At 66.5% G+C, this 17,079-nt stretch carries 15 protein-coding genes and 1 pseudogene; 14 read left to right on the plus strand and 2 right to left on the minus strand.

Going from position 1 to position 17,079, the window contains the following annotated elements; genetic code table 11:
• The first annotated feature begins 50 nt into the window (after positions 1 to 50).
• Both C3E79_RS04435 and thrB read left to right on the plus strand, forming a co-directional pair.
• Positions 51 to 1,427: a homoserine dehydrogenase gene (locus C3E79_RS04435; protein WP_108403828.1), complete on the plus strand. Its 1,377-nt coding sequence runs from the start codon at positions 51 to 53 to the stop codon at positions 1,425 to 1,427.
• 17 nt (positions 1,428 to 1,444) lie between these two features.
• A complete protein-coding gene (thrB, locus tag C3E79_RS04440) occupies positions 1,445 to 2,374 on the plus strand; it encodes a homoserine kinase (RefSeq protein ID WP_108403829.1) in 930 nt (309 codons plus the stop codon).
• Between the two features lie 6 nt (positions 2,375 to 2,380).
• Here thrB and C3E79_RS04445 read toward each other — a convergent pair whose 3' ends face one another.
• Complete coding sequence (locus C3E79_RS04445) at positions 2,381 to 4,105, minus strand: long-chain fatty-acid--CoA ligase (protein WP_108403830.1); 1,725 nt, start codon at positions 4,103 to 4,105, stop codon at positions 2,381 to 2,383.
• A gap of 412 nt (positions 4,106 to 4,517) precedes the next feature.
• On the opposite strand from C3E79_RS04445, the gene rho reads away from it, so the two are divergent.
• The 5 genes from rho to C3E79_RS04470 are packed head-to-tail and all read left to right on the plus strand — an operon-like array spanning position 4,518 to position 10,166.
• Positions 4,518 to 6,386: a transcription termination factor Rho gene (gene rho / locus C3E79_RS04450; RefSeq protein ID WP_268876076.1), complete on the plus strand. Its 1,869-nt coding sequence runs from the start codon at positions 4,518 to 4,520 to the stop codon at positions 6,384 to 6,386.
• On the plus strand, positions 6,386 to 7,462 hold the full coding sequence (gene prfA / locus C3E79_RS04455) for a peptide chain release factor 1 (RefSeq protein WP_108403831.1): 1,077 nt from the start codon (positions 6,386 to 6,388) through the stop codon (positions 7,460 to 7,462). Before rho ends, prfA begins: the two co-directional genes overlap by 1 nt.
• Positions 7,428 to 8,294 (plus strand): peptide chain release factor N(5)-glutamine methyltransferase, encoded by an 867-nt coding sequence (prmC, locus tag C3E79_RS04460; RefSeq protein ID WP_108403832.1) that lies wholly within the window; start codon positions 7,428 to 7,430, stop codon positions 8,292 to 8,294. Before prfA ends, prmC begins: the two co-directional genes overlap by 35 nt.
• A 27-nt stretch (positions 8,295 to 8,321) precedes the next feature.
• On the plus strand, positions 8,322 to 8,987 hold the full coding sequence (locus tag C3E79_RS04465; RefSeq protein WP_108403833.1) for an L-threonylcarbamoyladenylate synthase: 666 nt from the start codon (positions 8,322 to 8,324) through the stop codon (positions 8,985 to 8,987).
• On the plus strand, positions 8,988 to 10,166 hold the full coding sequence (locus C3E79_RS04470) for a glycosyltransferase family 4 protein (RefSeq protein WP_108403834.1): 1,179 nt from the start codon (positions 8,988 to 8,990) through the stop codon (positions 10,164 to 10,166).
• Here C3E79_RS04470 and C3E79_RS04475 read toward each other — a convergent pair.
• A pseudogene (locus tag C3E79_RS04475) lies at positions 10,123 to 10,760 on the minus strand (NAD(P)H-binding protein). The gene C3E79_RS04470 and the pseudogene C3E79_RS04475 overlap by 44 nt on opposite strands.
• Positions 10,761 to 10,937: 177 nt before the next feature.
• Here C3E79_RS04475 and C3E79_RS04480 point away from each other — a divergent pair.
• From C3E79_RS04480 to C3E79_RS04510, 7 genes are all read left to right on the plus strand, one after another.
• Positions 10,938 to 11,393 carry a Cg1360 family ATP-synthase-associated protein gene (locus C3E79_RS04480; protein ID WP_108403835.1) on the plus strand — a complete coding sequence of 152 codons (456 nt, stop codon included), beginning with the start codon at positions 10,938 to 10,940 and terminating at the stop codon, positions 11,391 to 11,393.
• A 449-nt stretch (positions 11,394 to 11,842) separates the two neighbouring features.
• Positions 11,843 to 12,571, plus strand: a complete 729-nt coding sequence (gene atpB / locus C3E79_RS04485) for a F0F1 ATP synthase subunit A (RefSeq protein WP_482764191.1) — start codon at positions 11,843 to 11,845, stop codon at positions 12,569 to 12,571.
• Between the two features lie 107 nt (positions 12,572 to 12,678).
• A complete protein-coding gene (locus C3E79_RS04490) occupies positions 12,679 to 12,924 on the plus strand; it encodes an ATP synthase F0 subunit C (protein WP_108403837.1) in 246 nt (81 codons plus the stop codon).
• A 48-nt stretch (positions 12,925 to 12,972) separates the two neighbouring features.
• Entirely contained in the window at positions 12,973 to 13,539 is a 567-nt protein-coding gene (locus C3E79_RS04495) for a F0F1 ATP synthase subunit B (RefSeq protein ID WP_108403838.1), read from the plus strand.
• Positions 13,540 to 13,544: 5 nt separating this feature from the next.
• On the plus strand, positions 13,545 to 14,378 hold the full coding sequence (locus tag C3E79_RS04500; RefSeq protein ID WP_108403839.1) for a F0F1 ATP synthase subunit delta: 834 nt from the start codon (positions 13,545 to 13,547) through the stop codon (positions 14,376 to 14,378).
• A gap of 9 nt (positions 14,379 to 14,387) precedes the next feature.
• Positions 14,388 to 16,055, plus strand: coding sequence for a F0F1 ATP synthase subunit alpha (gene atpA / locus C3E79_RS04505; protein ID WP_108403840.1), 1,668 nt, complete (start codon positions 14,388 to 14,390; stop codon positions 16,053 to 16,055).
• A gap of 48 nt (positions 16,056 to 16,103) precedes the next feature.
• Positions 16,104 to 17,078: a F0F1 ATP synthase subunit gamma gene (locus C3E79_RS04510; protein ID WP_108403841.1), complete on the plus strand. Its 975-nt coding sequence runs from the start codon at positions 16,104 to 16,106 to the stop codon at positions 17,076 to 17,078.
• Position 17,079 lies beyond the last annotated feature (1 nt).

Below are 17,079 nucleotides of genomic sequence, written 5' to 3' on the forward strand. Positions count from 1 at the left end.
GGATACACCCGCGTCACCTGCGAATGACAATGTAAGGACCTCTAGGAACCATGACTTTTTCGAGCCCTCAACCTACCCCAGTTTCGAATGCCGAAGGCCGCAACGGCAATTACCCGGGCAAGGGCATCGGCGAGCCGGTCGGCGTGGCCGTGTTGGGCAAGGGCACGGTAGGCACCGAGGTCCTGCGCCTGTTGGCGGAGTTTTCGGACAACCTCGCCCAGCGCATCGGGGGGCCCATCGAGGTGCGCGGAGTGGCGGTCGCGAACGTCGATAAGCATGTAGGCTCTCCGGAAGTCGCGGGCATTGAGGTCACGGACGATGCCCGCAGCCTCATCGCCCGCGAGGACGTCGACATCGTCGTCGAGCTCATCGGGGGGATCGACTACCCGCGCGAGCTGGTCCTCGAAGCCCTCAAGGCGGGTAAGTCCGTCGTCACAGCAAACAAGGCGCTGGTGGCGGCGCACGCCGATGAGCTCTCGGAGGCCGCCAACGACGCTGGGGTCGACCTCTACTACGAGGCCGCCGTCGCCGCGGCGATCCCCGTCGTGGGCATGCTGCGCCGCTCTCTGGCTGGTGACCAGGTCCAGCGCATCTCCGGCATCGTCAATGGCACCACGAACTTCATCCTCGACGCGATGGCGACGACCGGAATGAGCTACGCAGATGCGCTCGCCGAGGCCACCCGCCTGGGCTACGCCGAGGCCGATCCGACCGCAGACGTCGAGGGCCACGACGCGGCGTCGAAGGCCGCCATCTTGGCCTCGATGGGTTTCCACACCCGCGTCACCTACGACGACGTCTACTGCGAGGGAATCACCAAGATCACCGCCGAGGACATCGACGCCGCGCGGCAGTCGAACCAGACGATCAAGCTTTTGGCCATTTGCGAGCGGCTTGTCGACGCATCCGGCGAGACCACCGGGGTCAACGCGCGCGTCCACCCCACCCTGGTGCCCAACGAACACCCGCTGGCCACGGTGGATAAATCCTACAATGCGATCTTCGTCGAGGCGGAGGCCGCGGGGAGGTTGATGTTCTACGGCAACGGCGCCGGTGGGGCGCCCACCGCCTCCGCCGTCCTCGGCGATCTCGTCGGCGCCGCGCGCAACAAGATCCACGGCGGGCGCGCGCCGGCAGAAAACCCCTACGCGAACTACCCCGTCGTGGCCTTCGGGGAGGTGGACACCCGATACCACATCAATATGACCGTCAACGACCGCATCGGCGTGCTCGCCGACCTGGCGCGGACCTTCTCAGAGTCTGGGGTCTCGCTCTCGGCGGTGCGCCAGGAGGAATCCGGCGACGGCGCGCATCTCATCGTGGTCACGCACGCCGCGCAGGAGAAGCGGCTGCAGGGGATCGTTGATAAGCTAGCGGGCCACGCCGACGTGCAGGCAATCAACTCCGTTATTCGACTCGACGCCTAGGAAGGCAGGTACGACCCATGCCCACCGACCTTCCCGTCGGCCTCAAGGCCACGGTGACCGTTCCGGGTTCCTCGGCCAACCTCGGCCCTGGCTTTGACACCCTCGGCATCGCGCTGGGGATTTTCGACACCGTCGAGGTCGAGGTCACCCCGCACGGGCTCGAGGTGGAGATCTTCGGCGAGGGCGCCGGCGACCTGCCGCGCGATTCCTCCCACCTCGTGGTCAAGGCGATCCGCTCGGGACTCAAGGCCGCTGACGTCAACGCTCCGGGCCTGCGCGTCGTGTGCACGAACACGATCCCGCAATCGCGCGGTCTGGGCTCCTCGGCGGCCGCCGCGGTGGCCGGCGTCGTCGCCGCGAACACGCTCGCCGGCGGGCCGCTCGACACCGCCGCCGTGGTGCAGCTCTCCTCCGCGTTCGAAGGTCACCCAGACAACGCGGCGGCATCAGTGCTCGGCGGGGCGGTGGTCTCCTGGACGGACGTGCCGGTCGACGGGGTGAGCGATCCCTGCTACAAGGCAGTCAGTATTGGCGTGCAACCCGATATCAGGGCGACTGCGCTCGTGCCCGACTTTCACGCCTCGACGAACGCGGTCCGGCAGGTGCTGCCGAGCCACGTCACGCATATCGACGCCCGCTTTAACGTCTCCCGCACGGCGGTGATGACGGTGGCAATCCAGCACCACCCAGAGCTCCTGTGGGAGGGCACGCGCGACCGCCTCCACCAGCCCTATCGTGCGGACGTCTTGCCGGTGACCAGCGAATGGGTCAACCACCTGCGCAACCGTGGCTTTGCCGCCTACCTCTCGGGCGCCGGGCCGACCGCGATGGTGTTGAGCACCGAGCCGGTACCGGAGAAGATCCTTGATTCCGCCCGCGAGGCCGGGTTGCGGGTGTTGGACCTCGAAGTCGCAGGGCCCGTGACTTCGAGCCTTGGCAGGGCCTAGCGGGCCCTACTCGCCGCCGCGGTTTCCCGGCCCCGGCAGCGCGATGATGTCGAAGCGGTCGTTGGCAAGGTGCTTGCGCAGGTCCTTTTTGTCGAACTTGCCCACGGACGTCTTATCGATGGATCTCACGAACGTCCAATACTCCGGGGCCATCCAGCGCGGCAGCTGGGAGTAGAGCTGCGTGCGCAGCATCTGGGCGGTCTCTTGCGTGGCGGGGATGTCCCCGCGCAAAACGGTCACCGCGAGCGGGCGCTCGCCCCATTGCTTATCGGGGTAGCCGATCACCGCGCACTCGATGACCTCTCCGGATTCCATGATGAGGTTTTCCACCTGCGCGGAATAGATCCACTCGCCGCCGGAGCGGATCACGTCTCGGGCCCGGTCATAGAGCGTCATGAAGCCGTCGTTGGTCACCGTGCCCACGTCCCCCGTGCGCAGCCACCCGTCGGCGGTAAATGCCTCGCGCACGTCGGTGACCTGCTCTCCGCGGAACTCGCCGGCGAGCTCCCCGGGTTCTTGGGTGGGCGAGTGGTAGTAGGAGGCGGCGACCATGTTCCCCCGGACCTGGATCTCGCCCTGGGAGCGGTCGGTCGAGGCCATGACCTTCCCGTCGTTGACCACCTGGTACTCCAAGTCGGGCGCGAAGCGGCCCTGCGAGACGCGAAACGCCAAGCGGGCCTCACCGAAGACTCCCGAGGGAGGGCGCGCGACGGTGCCGACGGTGGAGGTCTCGGTCATGCCCCAGACGTGGATCACGTCGACGCCGTAGCGCTCCTCCCACGCCTTGATCAGCGCGGGCGGGACGGGGGAACCGCCGACGAAAATTTCGGTCAAGCTCATCCGGCCCGGTGGGTTGTCAACGTAGTGGTTGATCAGCTGGATCCACAGCGTGGGCACGCCGTGTGCCACCCGCGGGTGAGTCGCCGCGATAAGTGCCGCCAGGGTGGGGGCGGAGACGTCGGAATCGGGCAGTACCAAAGGCGCCCCGGCGAGGAAGGCCGCGAGCGGGACGCCCCAGCTCAACACGTGGTAGATCGGGATGCAACACAAGAAGGTCTCGCCGTGTGTGATCGCCATCGAATCGGTGGCGCGCAGGCTCATCGCCTCAAGCCAAAGGGAGCGATGCGAGTACGCCACCGCCTTCGGTGCCCCCGTCGTCGCGGTGGAATAGACCAGCGCGGCGGCGGTGGTCTCCGGCAGGTCGGGCCAGTCGTAGACGGTCGAGCGGCCGTCGAGAAGCGACTCGTATGACAGCGCCTCGGTGCCGTCCGGCAGCTCAGCGGCGAGGGGATCGAGGGGGCCTAGCCCGGTAAAACACACCGCCGTCACCTGTGGGCAGGACGCGAGAACCCGCCCGAGTTTCGCGGCGAGGCGGGGGTCTGCCACCACCACCCGAGCCTGCGAGTGGTTGAGCACGTATGCGATCTGGTCCTCGACGAGCTGGGAATTCACCGGCGTGAACACGGCGCCTTTTGCCGCCACAGCGAACATTACCTCGAGGTGCTCAGCGCAGTTATAGAGCAGCGTGGCCACCCGTTCGTCCCCCGTGACCCCGAGCGAGTCATTGAGTGCGTGCGCAAACGCCGCAGCGCGCGCCCCCACCGCGCCGAAGCTCGATTCTTCGGCCTCGCCCGAGCGCCACGTGGTAATCCGCGTCGCCGAATGAATGGTCTCCCCATAGGAGAGGATCCGAGCGACGGAAAACGGCACTTCCTGCATGGTGGAGAGCATGCACACTACTCTAGCGCTCGCCATGGCGGGGTTGGATCCATGCGTTTCCGGGCCAATGGGATACAATGCTTGCGAGATCGCCCATCGAGTACTGCTGGGCCGCATGTGCGCCCGGCGAAGACACCCCGATGGCAGCATCGGGCTCAGCCGCTTCGAGGCTGGTTCGAGCGGTCTTCCGTGATTTCATGCCCCGGCTCACGCCACGCCGCACGCTCGCGGGGATCCCAGCCGAGATTGGTTGAGGCCGCCCGCGCGAGGCACGCCGTGGGGCGCGCATACTAAGCGCGCACCGTGAGCCGGACAACAGCACACACATTCATTGCACACGAACGCCGCCGGCCTACGCCGGCTTCGCGCCCCGACACAAAGGGTGCGCGCGGTCGGCGAAGCCGGGGGCGACGAAAGGACTTTCGTGACCGAGACGGGCAACGCCGCACAGGGCCACAACGGCCAAGACCTCACCACCATGAAGCTCCCCGAGCTGCGCAAGTTGGCAGCGGAGAAGGGCCTGCGCGGGGTCTCTACCCTGCGCAAGGGCGACCTGATCCAGGCGATCACCACTGGCGTCGTGCCCAAGCGCGCGGCGGTCGAGCCGGCCGGGGGCGCGGCAGAAGAGGCCGGGGGTGCGGAGGGTGGCGGCGCCGGGCAGCGGCGCCGCGCGGCGCGGCGAGCCTCGGGCGCCGCCGAGGACACGGGGGAGCGCTCGCCTGAGGCCCAGGGCAGCGGAGCCGCGGCGGAGTCTGAACAGCCCGGGCAGTCCGATCGCGGCGAGGCCGAGGAGCAGCGCTACGAGTCCCGGTCGCAGGCGCGCCGGGCGCGCCGCAACCGCGCCAAGGGGGGCGGGGACGAGGCGCAGCACAGCGACGACGCCGGCCGCGACCAGGGAAGCGAGGTCGACAACGACGCCGACGGGCAGCGCGAAAACAGGGATAACCGGGACAACCGGGACAACAGGGAGCGCAACGACGCCGGAGACGGCGACGGGGGCAACCGCCGCGGGCGCCGCGGGCGCCGCAACCGCAACCGCAACGGCGGCGGGAACAACCAGAACAACGGCGGCGGGAACAACAACCACAACAACGGTGGCGGGCAGGATTATTCGCAGGACGACCTGCAGGAGGTCGCCGGCATCGTTGACGTTGTGGACAACAACACCGCCTTCGTACGCACCACGGGCTACCACGCCAGCTCCGCCGACGTGTTCATTAACAACAAGCTCGTCCGTTCCTGCGGGCTGCGCTCCGGCGACGCGGTGATCGGGCAGGTCCGGGCCAACGGCCAGAGCCACACCCACGGAAACGGGCGCAACCGCCAGCGCTACAACCAGCTGGTCCGCGTGGACACGGTCAACGCGATGGGGGTCGAGGAGGCGAAGCAGCGTAAGAACTTCCACAAGCTCACCCCGCTCTACCCGAACCAGCGCCTGCGGCTGGAGACGGAGCCGCACATCCTCACCACCCGCGTCATCGACCTCGTCATGCCGATTGGCAAGGGGCAGCGCGCGCTCATCGTCTCCCCGCCGAAGGCGGGCAAGACGACGATCATGCAAAACATCGCCAACGCCATTGCGACCAACAACCCCGAGTGCTACCTCATGGTCGTGCTTGTTGACGAACGCCCGGAGGAGGTGACCGACATGCAGCGCTCCGTTAAGGGCGAGGTCATCTCCTCGACCTTCGACCGGCCGCCGTCAGAGCACACCGCGGTCGCCGAGCTCGCCATCGAGCGGGCGAAGCGCCTGGTGGAGATGGGCAACGACGTCGTCGTGTTGCTCGATTCCATCACCCGCCTGGGCCGCGCGTACAACAACTCCTCCCCGGCGTCGGGCCGCATCCTCTCCGGCGGCGTGGACTCCAACGCGCTCTACCCGCCGAAGCGCTTCCTCGGCGCGGCGCGCAACATCGAAGAAGGCGGCTCGCTCACGATCATCGCCACCGCGATGGTCGAGACCGGCTCGGCCGGCGATACCGTCATCTTCGAGGAGTTCAAGGGCACGGGCAACGCGGAGCTGAAGCTGGATCGCAAGATCGCCGAGCGGCGCGTGTTCCCGGCCGTCGACGTCAACCCCTCGGGCACCCGCAAGGACGAGCTTCTCCTCGCGCCTGAGGAGGCGCGCATCATGCACAAGCTGCGCCGTATCCTCTCGGCCCTCGACCCGCAGCAGTCGATCGACATGCTGATCAAGCAGCTGAAGAAGACGAAGACGAACGGCGAGTTCCTCATGGGCGTGGCGCAGTCGGCGCCGATGGCGGCGGACAAGAACGAAGAGGAGTACCTCTGATGGCTGGTGAAGTCTCACTCGTTGACGACTACGTCTCCGAATACGAGGGCATCCAGGCCCAGATGGGGGACCCGGATGTGGCCGGGGACGCCGATCAGTTCCGCAAGCTCTCGAAGCGCTACGCCGAGCTGCAGCCGATCATCAACGTCTATAACCGGCTCACGCAGGCCCGCGACGATTTCGAGGCGGCCTCCGAGATGGCGAGCGAGGACAAGGAGTTCGCCGAGGAGGCGCAGCGACTTGAGGGCGAGATCGCGGTGCTCGAGGAAGAGCTGGCCGACCTGCTTGCCCCGCGGGATGAGCACGACGGCGACGACATCATCATGGAGATCAAGGCCGGGGCCGGCGGCGAGGAGGCCGCGCTCTTCGCCGCGGACCTCGCGCGCATGTACCAGAAATACTGCGAGAAGCACGGCCTGAACTGGGAGGTGTTGGACCTCGCGGAGTCCGACCTCGGCGGCGCCAAGGACTTGACGGTGGCGATCAAGGCGAAGACCCCCTCGCGGGACGGGGCGTGGTCGCTGCTGAAGTTCGAAGGCGGCGTCCACCGCGTGCAGCGCGTTCCGGTGACCGAGTCCCAAGGGCGCATCCAGACCTCCGCGGCCGGGGTGTACGTCTTCCCGGAGCCGGAGGAGGTTGCCTCCGTCAACATCGACGAGAAGGACCTGCGCATCGATGTCTACCGCTCCTCCGGCAAGGGCGGTCAGGGCGTGAACACGACCGACTCGGCGGTGCGCATCACGCACCTGCCGACGAACATCGTGGTGACCTGCCAGAACGAGCGCTCCCAGATCCAGAACAAGGCGCGCGCGATGCAGGTCTTGCAGGCCCGGCTCGACCAGCTCGAACGGGAGAAGGCGGAGGCCGAGGAGGCCGAGGGCCGCGCCTCCCAGGTGCGCACGATGGACCGCTCCGAGCGCATCCGCACCTATAACTGGCCGGAGAACCGCATCAACGATCACCGGATCAACTTCAAGGCGAACAACCTCGATTCGGTGCTCGACGGCAACCTCGACGAGCTCATCGCCGCGCTGCAGAAGCATGAGCGCCAGGAGCGCCTTGAAGCAGAGCAGTAGGCAGCTCGTCGCGGCCGCGGCGCGCGTGCTAGCCGACGCCGGGGTCGACACCCCGCTCGTCGACGCGCGCCTCATCGCCGCAGACCTCCTCGGCCTCGCCCCCCTCGAGGTCAACTTCGCCGAGGTTCCCGACGGGTTCGAGGAGCGCTATAGGGAGCGCATCGCGCGCCGCGCGCGCCGCGAGCCGCTGCAGCACATCACCGGCGTGGCAGCGTTCGGCCCCCTCGAGCTTGCCGTCGGCCCGGGGGTGTTTATCCCGCGCCCTGAGACGGAGGTGCTCGCGGAGTGGGCGGTGCGCGCGCTCGCTGGCGTCGACAAGCCGCGCGTGGTGGACCTTGGTACGGGCTCGGGCGCGCTGGCCATCGCTATCGCGCACGCGCGTGGCGACGCCTCCGTCACCGCCGTCGACGCCTCAACCGTAGCCAGGGACTACGCCGCCGCCAACGCGCGGCGCGCGGGGGTAAGCGTTGACGTCGTCGCCGGGGACTTCACCGACCCGGGTCTCCTCGCGCCGCTGCGCGGCCGCGTCGATCTCGTCGTCTCCAACCCGCCCTATGTCCCGGAGAACCCGGGGCTGAGCCCGGAGGTGTATTTCGACCCGCACGAGGCCGTGTTCTCGGGCGCGAGCGGCATGGACGCCATCCGCGGTCTCATCCCCGTTGCGGCCGCGCTGCTGGCGCCGGGCGGCGCGCTCGGGATCGAGCACGACGAGGAGACCTCCGAGCTCGTGTTGCGGGAGGTCGCGGCGCACGGCGAGCTGGGCGAGCCTGCGGTGCTGCGGGACCTCACCGGGCGGGCGAGGTTTGTCACGGCGAGTAAGGTAGTGCGGTAGCTAGAAACCCACGCGCGAAGGAGAACCATGCCGAGCCAGACGTATGACTGCCTGTCCCCTGACGGTAGGGCCCAAGGACTTGCCGCCGCGGCGGACGCGATTCGGGCCGGCCAGTGCGTGGTGCTGCCGACCGACACCGTCTACGGCATCGGGTGCGATGCATTCAACAACGATGCGGTGGCAAAGCTCTTGGCCACCAAGCGCCGTGGGCCCGACATGCCCGTGCCCGTGCTCGTCGGCTCGTGGTCGACCATCCAGGGGCTGGTGCGGGAGTTCAGTGATACCGCGAAGATCCTCGTGGAGGCGTTTTGGCCCGGCGGGCTCTCGATCGTCGTGCCCGAGGCGCCCTCTCTGCCGTGGAACCTCGGTGATACCCGCGGCACGGTCTTGTTGCGCATGCCGAACCAGCCGCTGGCGATCGAGCTTTTGCGCGAAGTCGGGCCGATGGCCGTGTCCTCGGCGAACCTCTCCGGCCACGACGCGGCGGTGACCACATCGCAGGCCCGCCAGCAGTTCGGCAACGCCATCCCGGTCTACCTCGACGGCGGGCGCGCGGAGGTAGGTACGGCCTCGACTATCGTGGATATTTCCGGGCCGCACCCTGTCATTTTGCGCCACGGAGCGGTCAGCGCGGAGCGCATCGGTGAAGTGTTGGGCCTTGACCCGGAGAGCATGAGCAGGGCCAGGTCCTAGGTGGGCGGCGCAGGCGTGCCGCTGCGCGAGCTCGGGCTCGTCCTCCTGACCGCCGCGGCCATTACCTACCTCATGACGGGCCCTGTGCGCTCGCTGCTCGTGCGCACAGGGCGCGTCGCGGAGATCCGCACCCGCGACGTGCACACCCAGCCGACGCCTTCGCTCGGCGGGCTGGCGATGTTCAGCGGGTTTATCTGCGCGGTCTTCCTCGCCGAGCAGCTGCCCGCGCTCACCCGCGGGTTCGCGCCCGTGACCCCGGAGATGACCGCGGTGGTCGCCGGGGCGTTCGCGATCGTCATCGTCGGACTTGTTGATGACCTCTACGAGCTCGGTGCGCTGACCAAGCTCATTGGTCAGTGCCTCGCCGCAGTCTTACTGAGCTTCCTCGGCGTGACGTTTACCGTGTTCTTTGTCCCCTTCGGCGACGGGACCACGCTCATCCTCGACCAGGTTCAGGGGATGGCCGTGGCCGCGCTTTTTACCGTGGTGCTGATTAACGCGGTGAACTTCGTCGATGGCATCGACGGCCTGGCAGCGGGCCTCGGCATGATCGCCGGGGGAGCGATCCTGGTCTACTCGCTGACCATCCTGCACGATCAGGCAGGTGCGGTCTCTGCCTACCCGCCGGCGATTATCTGCGCTGCGCTCGTGGGCATCTGCGCCGGCTTTTTGCCACACAACTTCGAGCCCGCGCGCATCTTCATGGGCGATTCCGGGGCGATGCTCATCGGGCTGCTGCTCGCTGCGGCCTCGATCAGCGCCTCCGGCAAGATCAACATGTCGCTCTACGGCACGGCGGACTTCATCGCGCTCATCAGCCCCGTCATGGTCGTGGGGGCCGCGGTGGCGCTGCCGGTGATCGATCTCGTCTGGGCCGTGGTGCGGCGGGCGGCGAAGGGGCAGAGCCCGGCGACGGCTGATGCCGGGCACATCCACCACCGCCTCCTGCGGCTGGGGCACACGCACCGGCGCACCGTGCTGGTGCTCTACACGTGGGTCTCAGCAGTCGCCTTCGGCGCCGTGAGTTTTTCCATTGTGCCCGTGCGCTTCGCTGTGGGAGTGACCGCCATCGCCGTCGTCGCGGCGGCGCTGCTCACGGCCGTGCCGCTGCTGTCCTCGCGCGAGGCCACCGGCGCTAGCGGGAGAAGACCTCGGAGATCGGGGTCGCGCCGTCGTTAAACTCCACCACGCGACCGTCGGTCGGCGGGTGTGCCACCGCCGCCGCGATGCATTCGGCGACGTTGGCCCGGCTCGTGGAAAAGCGCCCCTCCCCTGTGACGTCGATCTCGTGAGTGGCAGGGACGAACGTGAGCACGCTCGGCCGCAAGACGGTATAGGCCAGGCCCGCGTCTCGCTCGAGGCGTTCGAGATGGCCGTCCGCCACGGTCTTCGCCTGGGCGTAGGGGAAGAAGCCGTCATCGACGGGGACTTCGTGATCGGGCCCGGCGCCGTAGTAGGAGAGTGCCCCCGCGCGCTCACGGCGGCGTGCATCGAGCGAATCGCCGCGTCCCGGTCGACCGCGAAGGTGCGGGCCGGGTTGCCTCCGCCGGACCCGGCGGACCACACCACGGTTCTGATCTCGCGGGTGCGAAACGCCTCGGCTAGCTCGCGCTCGGAGGTCTCCTCGACGTCGAGCAGCAGCGGGGTCGCGCCGGTATCGCGCACCTCCTCGGCGTGGTCGGGGTTGCGGATGATGCCAAAGATCTCGCCATCGGTGACGCGGGCGATCAAGGGCAACGCGAGCAGCGCGACGTGGCCGTGCGCTCCGATCACCGCTACGTTCCCCCGTTGGCGCTACCTGGGGTCTGGCTCGTCATGGTGGGTACGGGTCCCTTTTCTCGCGCCTTGAGGTGTTTCGAGGGTGTTTTCCTCCCAACCTAGTCGCCGAGTTCGCTGCGGGGCGATGAACCGGGTCGGGGCGGGCGTACGCGTGGACTAGGATGGGTGCCCGTGACTGAAAGCAAAGCGACGACACCCGGCGAGCTCGAAGCCCGGGATACCACCGAATACGACGACCCGCGCGCCCCGTTGTTGCGCGCGCTGCGCCTCGGCGGCATCGCGCTGGGGGCGCTCACCGTCGCCTCGTTGATGGGGTGGGGCGCAGCGCGCGGCTTGCCCGGCATTTGGGCCGTGCTCATGGGGGCGGTAATCGGCGGGGGTTTCGTCCTGCTCACGGCACTAACGGTGCTCGTGACCTCGGCGTCATCTCCGACGACGACGATGGCGGTCGTACTCGGCGGCTGGCTGGTCAAGATGGTGGTCTTAGTCCTGGTCTTGATGCTGATCCGGGACCTTACCTTCTACGATCACCTCGCGTTCGGGGTAACCACGATTGCCGCGCTCATCATCGTCCTCGGTGTCGAGGCGTGGGGTGTGATCACCACCCGGGTGGCCTACGTCGGCTAGCGGCCGCGCGGCGCCGCCTCGCGCCGGGCTAGGCACCCCCTGTGAGATAATTAACAATGGCACCTGGCCTGCCAAAAGCGCCCATCTCGCGGTGATCTGGGCCGCATACGAGCCCGCAGGGTAGAGCACATCCCCCCGCTAGTGACCAAAAAGTGATGGACCTGTTAGGCTAACCGCTGGGTTTGCTTGAGGTAACAACCTGCGCACCTGTGCGTTGGTCCAGATCAACCTCGAGGTTCCCCCTGTCCCGCGGTCGCTGATGTGCGACGGAGTCCGCCGCGGTGACAGTCTTTTTGAAGACGTCCATCGCACCGCATTGACATCCATGCAATGCGGCCCGAGAACGGGAGAGAACGCTGAGCGTTACAACTTTGGCCGAGGGCTTTAAGGGTGAATTCCACGCGCCCTCACTTGGTCCAGAATTTTTCCCGGGGCAAACGTACGGCCACATGATCGGCGAGGAATTCGCCAACGGGTGGTTCGCACTGGATCGCATCATGATCGTTCGCCTCTTCGTGGCGGCGATTTTGGTGCTCCTCTTTGTTATTGCTTTTAGGAAGCCTCAGCTGGTTCCTAAAGGTTTGCAGAACGTCGCCGAGATGGGTGTGGACTTCGTCCGCGTCCAGATCGCGGAGGACACGCTCGGGAAGAAGGACGGGAAGCGGTTCCTGCCGGTCCTCGCCACCATCTTCTTCTCGATCTTGTTCATGAACGCGGCAACGATCATCCCGGGGCTGAACATCTCGCCTAACGCGCGCATCGGCATGCCGATCGTGCTGGCGGTCGTGGCCTACATCGCGATGATCTACGCCGGGGTGAAGCGCTACGGTGCTATGTACTTCAAGCACTCGCTCATCATCCCCGGCCTGCCATGGTTCCTCCACATCCTCGTGGTGCCGATCGAGTTTTTCTCGACCTTCGTCCTGCGTCCGGTCACGCTGGCTCTTCGTCTCATGGCGAACTTCCTGGCGGGCCACATCATCCTCGTCCTGCTGTACTCCGCTACCAACTTCTTCTTCTGGCAGCTCAACGCGTGGACGGCGGTAAGTGGCTTGACCCTGATCGCAGCGTTGCTCTTCACCCTGTACGAGTTGATCATCATCTTCCTGCAGGCGTACATCTTCGCGCTTCTCACGGCGGTGTACATTGAGCTCTCGCTGCACGCTGATTCGCACTAACAAAGCGCGAACTAAAGGCCAAACTGAATAACCCCACCTCAATGTCACACGCCCGGTGGCCGCGCGTCGCGCGGCCCTAGGGCACCTAGAAAGGGAACGACTTTCACATGAACGAGATCATCCTCGCACAGGCCGAGTCCACCACCACCGCATTCGACGGCCTCCAGTCCATCGGCTACGGCATCGCCACCATCGGCCCGGGCATCGGCATCGGCATGCTCGTTGGCAAGACCGTCGAGGGCATGGCTCGCCAGCCCGAGATGGCCGGCCAGCTGCGCACCACCATGTTCCTGGGTATCGCCTTCGTCGAGGCCCTCGCCCTCATCGGCCTCGTCGCCGGCTTCCTGTTCTAAAAGAACGCGCACATCAAACCCGTCAACCTTTTAGATCAGGAGCAACCTATGACAAACGTCACTATCTTTAACGTGGCTGCAGAAGGGGAGACTCCGCTCGCCAACGAGCCGTCGATCCTCCTGCCGCCTGCGTACGACGTGGTGTGGTCGTTGGTCGTCTTCGCGGTTGTCTTCCTCCTCTTCTCCAAGTACGTCATCCCGAAGTTCCAGGAGGTCCTCGCGGAGCGCGAAGACCGCATCAAGGGCGGTATCGAGCGTGCTCAGGTTGCCCAGGCGGAAGCCAAGGCTGCTCTGGAGAAGAACAACGCCGAGCTCGCCGAGGCCCGCGCTGAGGCGGCCGAGATCCGCGAAGCCGCCCGTGCAAAGGGCAAGGAGATCGAGGCTGCACTGCGTGCCGAGGGCGAGGCCCAGCGCGCGCGCATCATCGAGGAGGGCGAAAAGCAGCTCCTCGCGTCGCGCGAGCAGGTCGTTGCCGAGCTGCGCAACGAGATGGGCCAGAACTCGATCAGCCTCGCCGAGCGCCTGCTCGGCACCGAGCTGTCGGATTCGACCCGCCGTTCCTCGACGATCGACGACTTCCTGTCCCAGCTCGACAACGTGTCCACGAGGAAGTAGGCGAGATGAAGGCAGCTAGTCGCGAAGCACAAGAGCAGGTACAGGTACGCCTCGAAGACCTGATCCGCAATTCCGACAACTCCGTCGCCGCCGCCGCTCAGATCGGCGCCGAGCTGTTTCTCGTGGTAGACCAGCTCGACGGCGAGCGCGCGCTGCGTGTCGCCGTTGCGGATCCAAGCCTCGAGCCCGCGCAGCGCACGGGGATCATGGGCGACGTCTTCGGCAACAGGGTTGCTGATCAGACGAAGCAGGTGCTCCTCGCCGCGGCGGGTCAGGAGTGGTCGTCGCCGCGCGAGCTGCGTCAGGGGCTGATCAACCTCGGCCGCCGCGCGCTGCTGCGTGGCGCCGAGGGGCAGGGCCAGCTCGAGCAGGTCGAAGAAGAGCTGTTCGGCCTGTCCGTGCTGCTGGAGAACAACAAGCAGCTCACCCAGCTGCTGGCTGACCGCACTGCGACCGCCGAGAAGAAGCGTGGCCTTTTGGCAAACGTCATCTACGGCCACGTGACTATGTTCACCGAGGCCCTGGCGTTGCAGGTGATCGGCCGTCCCGAGAGCAACCCCGTCGACGACCTCGCCGCGCTCGCCACAGAGGTGGCGCAGCTGCGGGGCAAGACGGTGGCCCGTATCACCTCTGCCGAGGAGCTCAGCGACTCGCAGCGGGAAGCCCTCGCCGGCAAGCTGAAGACGATTTACGGCTGTGAGATTGCCATCCACTCTGAGGTTGACCCCAGCCTCCTCGGCGGAATGGTGATCCGCGTCGGTGACGAGGTCATCGACGGCTCCACGCGCGGAAAGATCACGCGCCTGCGGGCCGACCTCGCCGCCACAACGGCCTACTAGACAAAACATATGCTGGAACAATCTACCGAGAGCAGGAAGAACATGGCGGAGCTGACGATCTCCTCCGATGAGATCCGTAGCGCGATAGCGAACTACACCTCGAGCTACTCTGCGGAGGCCTCCCGTGAGGAGGTCGGCGTGGTGACTTCGGCCGCAGACGGCATTGCCCAGGTTTCCGGGCTGCCGGGCTGCATGACGAACGAGCTGCTCGAGTTCCCTAACGGTGTCATCGGCGTTGCCCAAAACCTCGAGACCGATCGAATCGGCGTCGTGGTGCTGGGCAACTTCGAAACCCTCTCCGAGGGCGACGAAGTCAAAAGGACCGGAGAGGTCCTATCCATCCCGGTCGGGGAGAACTTCCTCGGCCGTGTCATCAACCCCCTGGGCCAGCCGATCGACGGCCTCGGCCCGATCGAATCAAACGAAGAGCGTGCGCTCGAGCTGCAGGCGGCCGGCGTGCTTGACCGCCAGCCGGTCGAGGAGCCCATGGCGACCGGCCTGAAGGCCATCGACGCCATGACGCCGATCGGCCGCGGCCAGCGCCAGCTCATCATCGGCGACCGCAAGACCGGCAAGACCGCGGTGTGCATTGACACCATCTTGAACCAGAAGGCTTTCTGGGAAACCGGTGACCCGTCGAAGCAGGTCCGCTGCATCTACGTCGCCATCGGCCAGAAGGGCTCGACCATCGCCGGTGTGCGCCGCACACTCGAGGAGCGCGGCGCGCTGGAGTACACCACGATCGTGGCTGCCCCGGCCTCCGACTCTGCCGGCTTTAAGTGGCTCGCCCCGTTCTCGGCGGCGGCCCTGGGCCAGCACTGGATGTACCAGGGCAAGCACGTCCTCGTCATCTACGATGACCTGACGAAGCAGGCCGAGGCCTACCGCGCGATTTCCCTGCTGCTGCGCCGCCCGCCGGGCCGCGAGGCGTACCCGGGCGACGTGTTCTACCTGCACTCTCGCCTTCTGGAGCGCGCTGCGAAGCTGAACGACGAGCTCGGTGCCGGTTCGCTGACTGCCCTGCCGATCATCGAGACCAAGGCCAACGACGTGGGCGCGTTCATCCCGACAAACGTCATCTCCATTACCGACGGCCAGTGCTTCTTGCAGTCCGACCTGTTCAACCAGGGCGTGCGCCCGGCCATCGACGTGGGTATCTCCGTTTCCCGCGTCGGCGGCGCCGCGCAGACCAAGGGCATGAAGAAGGTCGCCGGTAACCTGCGTCTCGACCTCGCTGCGTACCGCGACCTCGAGGCCTTCGCCGCGTTCGCTTCCGACCTCGATTCCGCCTCGAAGCGCCAGCTCGAGCGCGGCCAGCGCCTCGTCGAGCTGCTCAAGCAGGCCGAGAACAGCCCGCAGTCGGTTGAGTTCCAGATCATCTCGATCTGGCTCGCCAACGAGGGTGTCTTCGACGTCGTTCCCGTCGCAGACGTCCGCCGCTACGAGGCCGAACTGCACGAGCACATCCGCTCTACCGCCCCGGAGGTCTACGAGCAGATCGCCGGTGGCGCGCCCCTCGACGACGCCTCGAAGGAGACCCTGCGTCGCGTCAACGAGGATTTCGCGCGCGGGTTCCGCTCCTCTGAGGGCGAGACCGTGGTGCGCGAGCCGGAGGCGGAGCCGCTCGACTCCGGCGAGGTTAAGAAGCACCAGCTCAACGTCAACCGCTCCAAGTAATAGACCACTTGGATCACTTCTACTTAAGGAAGGGAGGGCAGTAACACCATGGCAACACTTCGCGAATTGCGCGACCGGATCCGGTCCGTGAACTCCACGAAGAAGATCACCAAGGCCCAGGAGTTGATCGCGACATCGCAGATCACCAAGGCCCAGCAGCGCGTCGAGGCGGCCAAGCCGTACGCAGACGAGATGCAACGAGTCATGGAACGCCTCGCGGCCGCGAGCTCCCTCGACCACCCCATGCTCCACGAGCGTGAAAACGGTCGGGTCGCGGCGATCCTCGTGGTCACCTCGGATCGCGGTATGGCTGGCGGCTACAACCACAACGTGTTGAAGAAGGCCGCCGAGCTCGAGCGCATGCTTACCGACGCCGGCTACGAGGTTGTCCGCTACGTCACCGGCGGCAAGGGCGTGACACACTACAAGTTCCGCAGCCAGGAGATCGCCGGGGCGTGGACCGGGTGGTCCCAGCAGCCGACGTGGAAGGACACCCACGACGTACGCACCCACATCGTCGATGGCTTCCTCGCCGGTTCTGACTCGACGGTGCAGTGGCGCGAAGGCGTCAACGCGCCCGAGGGCCAGGCCGTCCGCGGCTTCGATCAGGTCCACGTTGTCTACACGGAGTTCGTCTCCATGCTCGCGCAGGAAGCGGTTGTCCACCAGCTGCTCCCGATCGAGCCGGTGCTCGAGGAGTTCACCTACGAGCAAGAGGATCTCTTGACGACGTCTGGTGAGGTCGCCCCGGACATGGAGTTCGAGCCGGATGCCGATACCTTGATGGAGAAGCTTCTTCCGGCCTACGTCTCCAGGACGCTCTACTCGATGTTCTTGGAGTCCTCCGCCTCGGAATCGGCGTCTCGCCGCACCGCAATGAAGAACGCGACCGACAACGCGACGGAGTTGGCCAACAACCTCTCGCGTGAGGCTAACCAAGCCCGTCAGGCACAAATCACCCAGGAAATCACCGAGATTATCGGCGGCGCTGGCGCGCTGGCCGATAGTGGAGAAAGTGACTAAA

This window comes from Corynebacterium liangguodongii (genome assembly GCF_003070865.1).
Classification (GTDB): domain Bacteria; phylum Actinomycetota; class Actinomycetes; order Mycobacteriales; family Mycobacteriaceae; genus Corynebacterium; species Corynebacterium liangguodongii.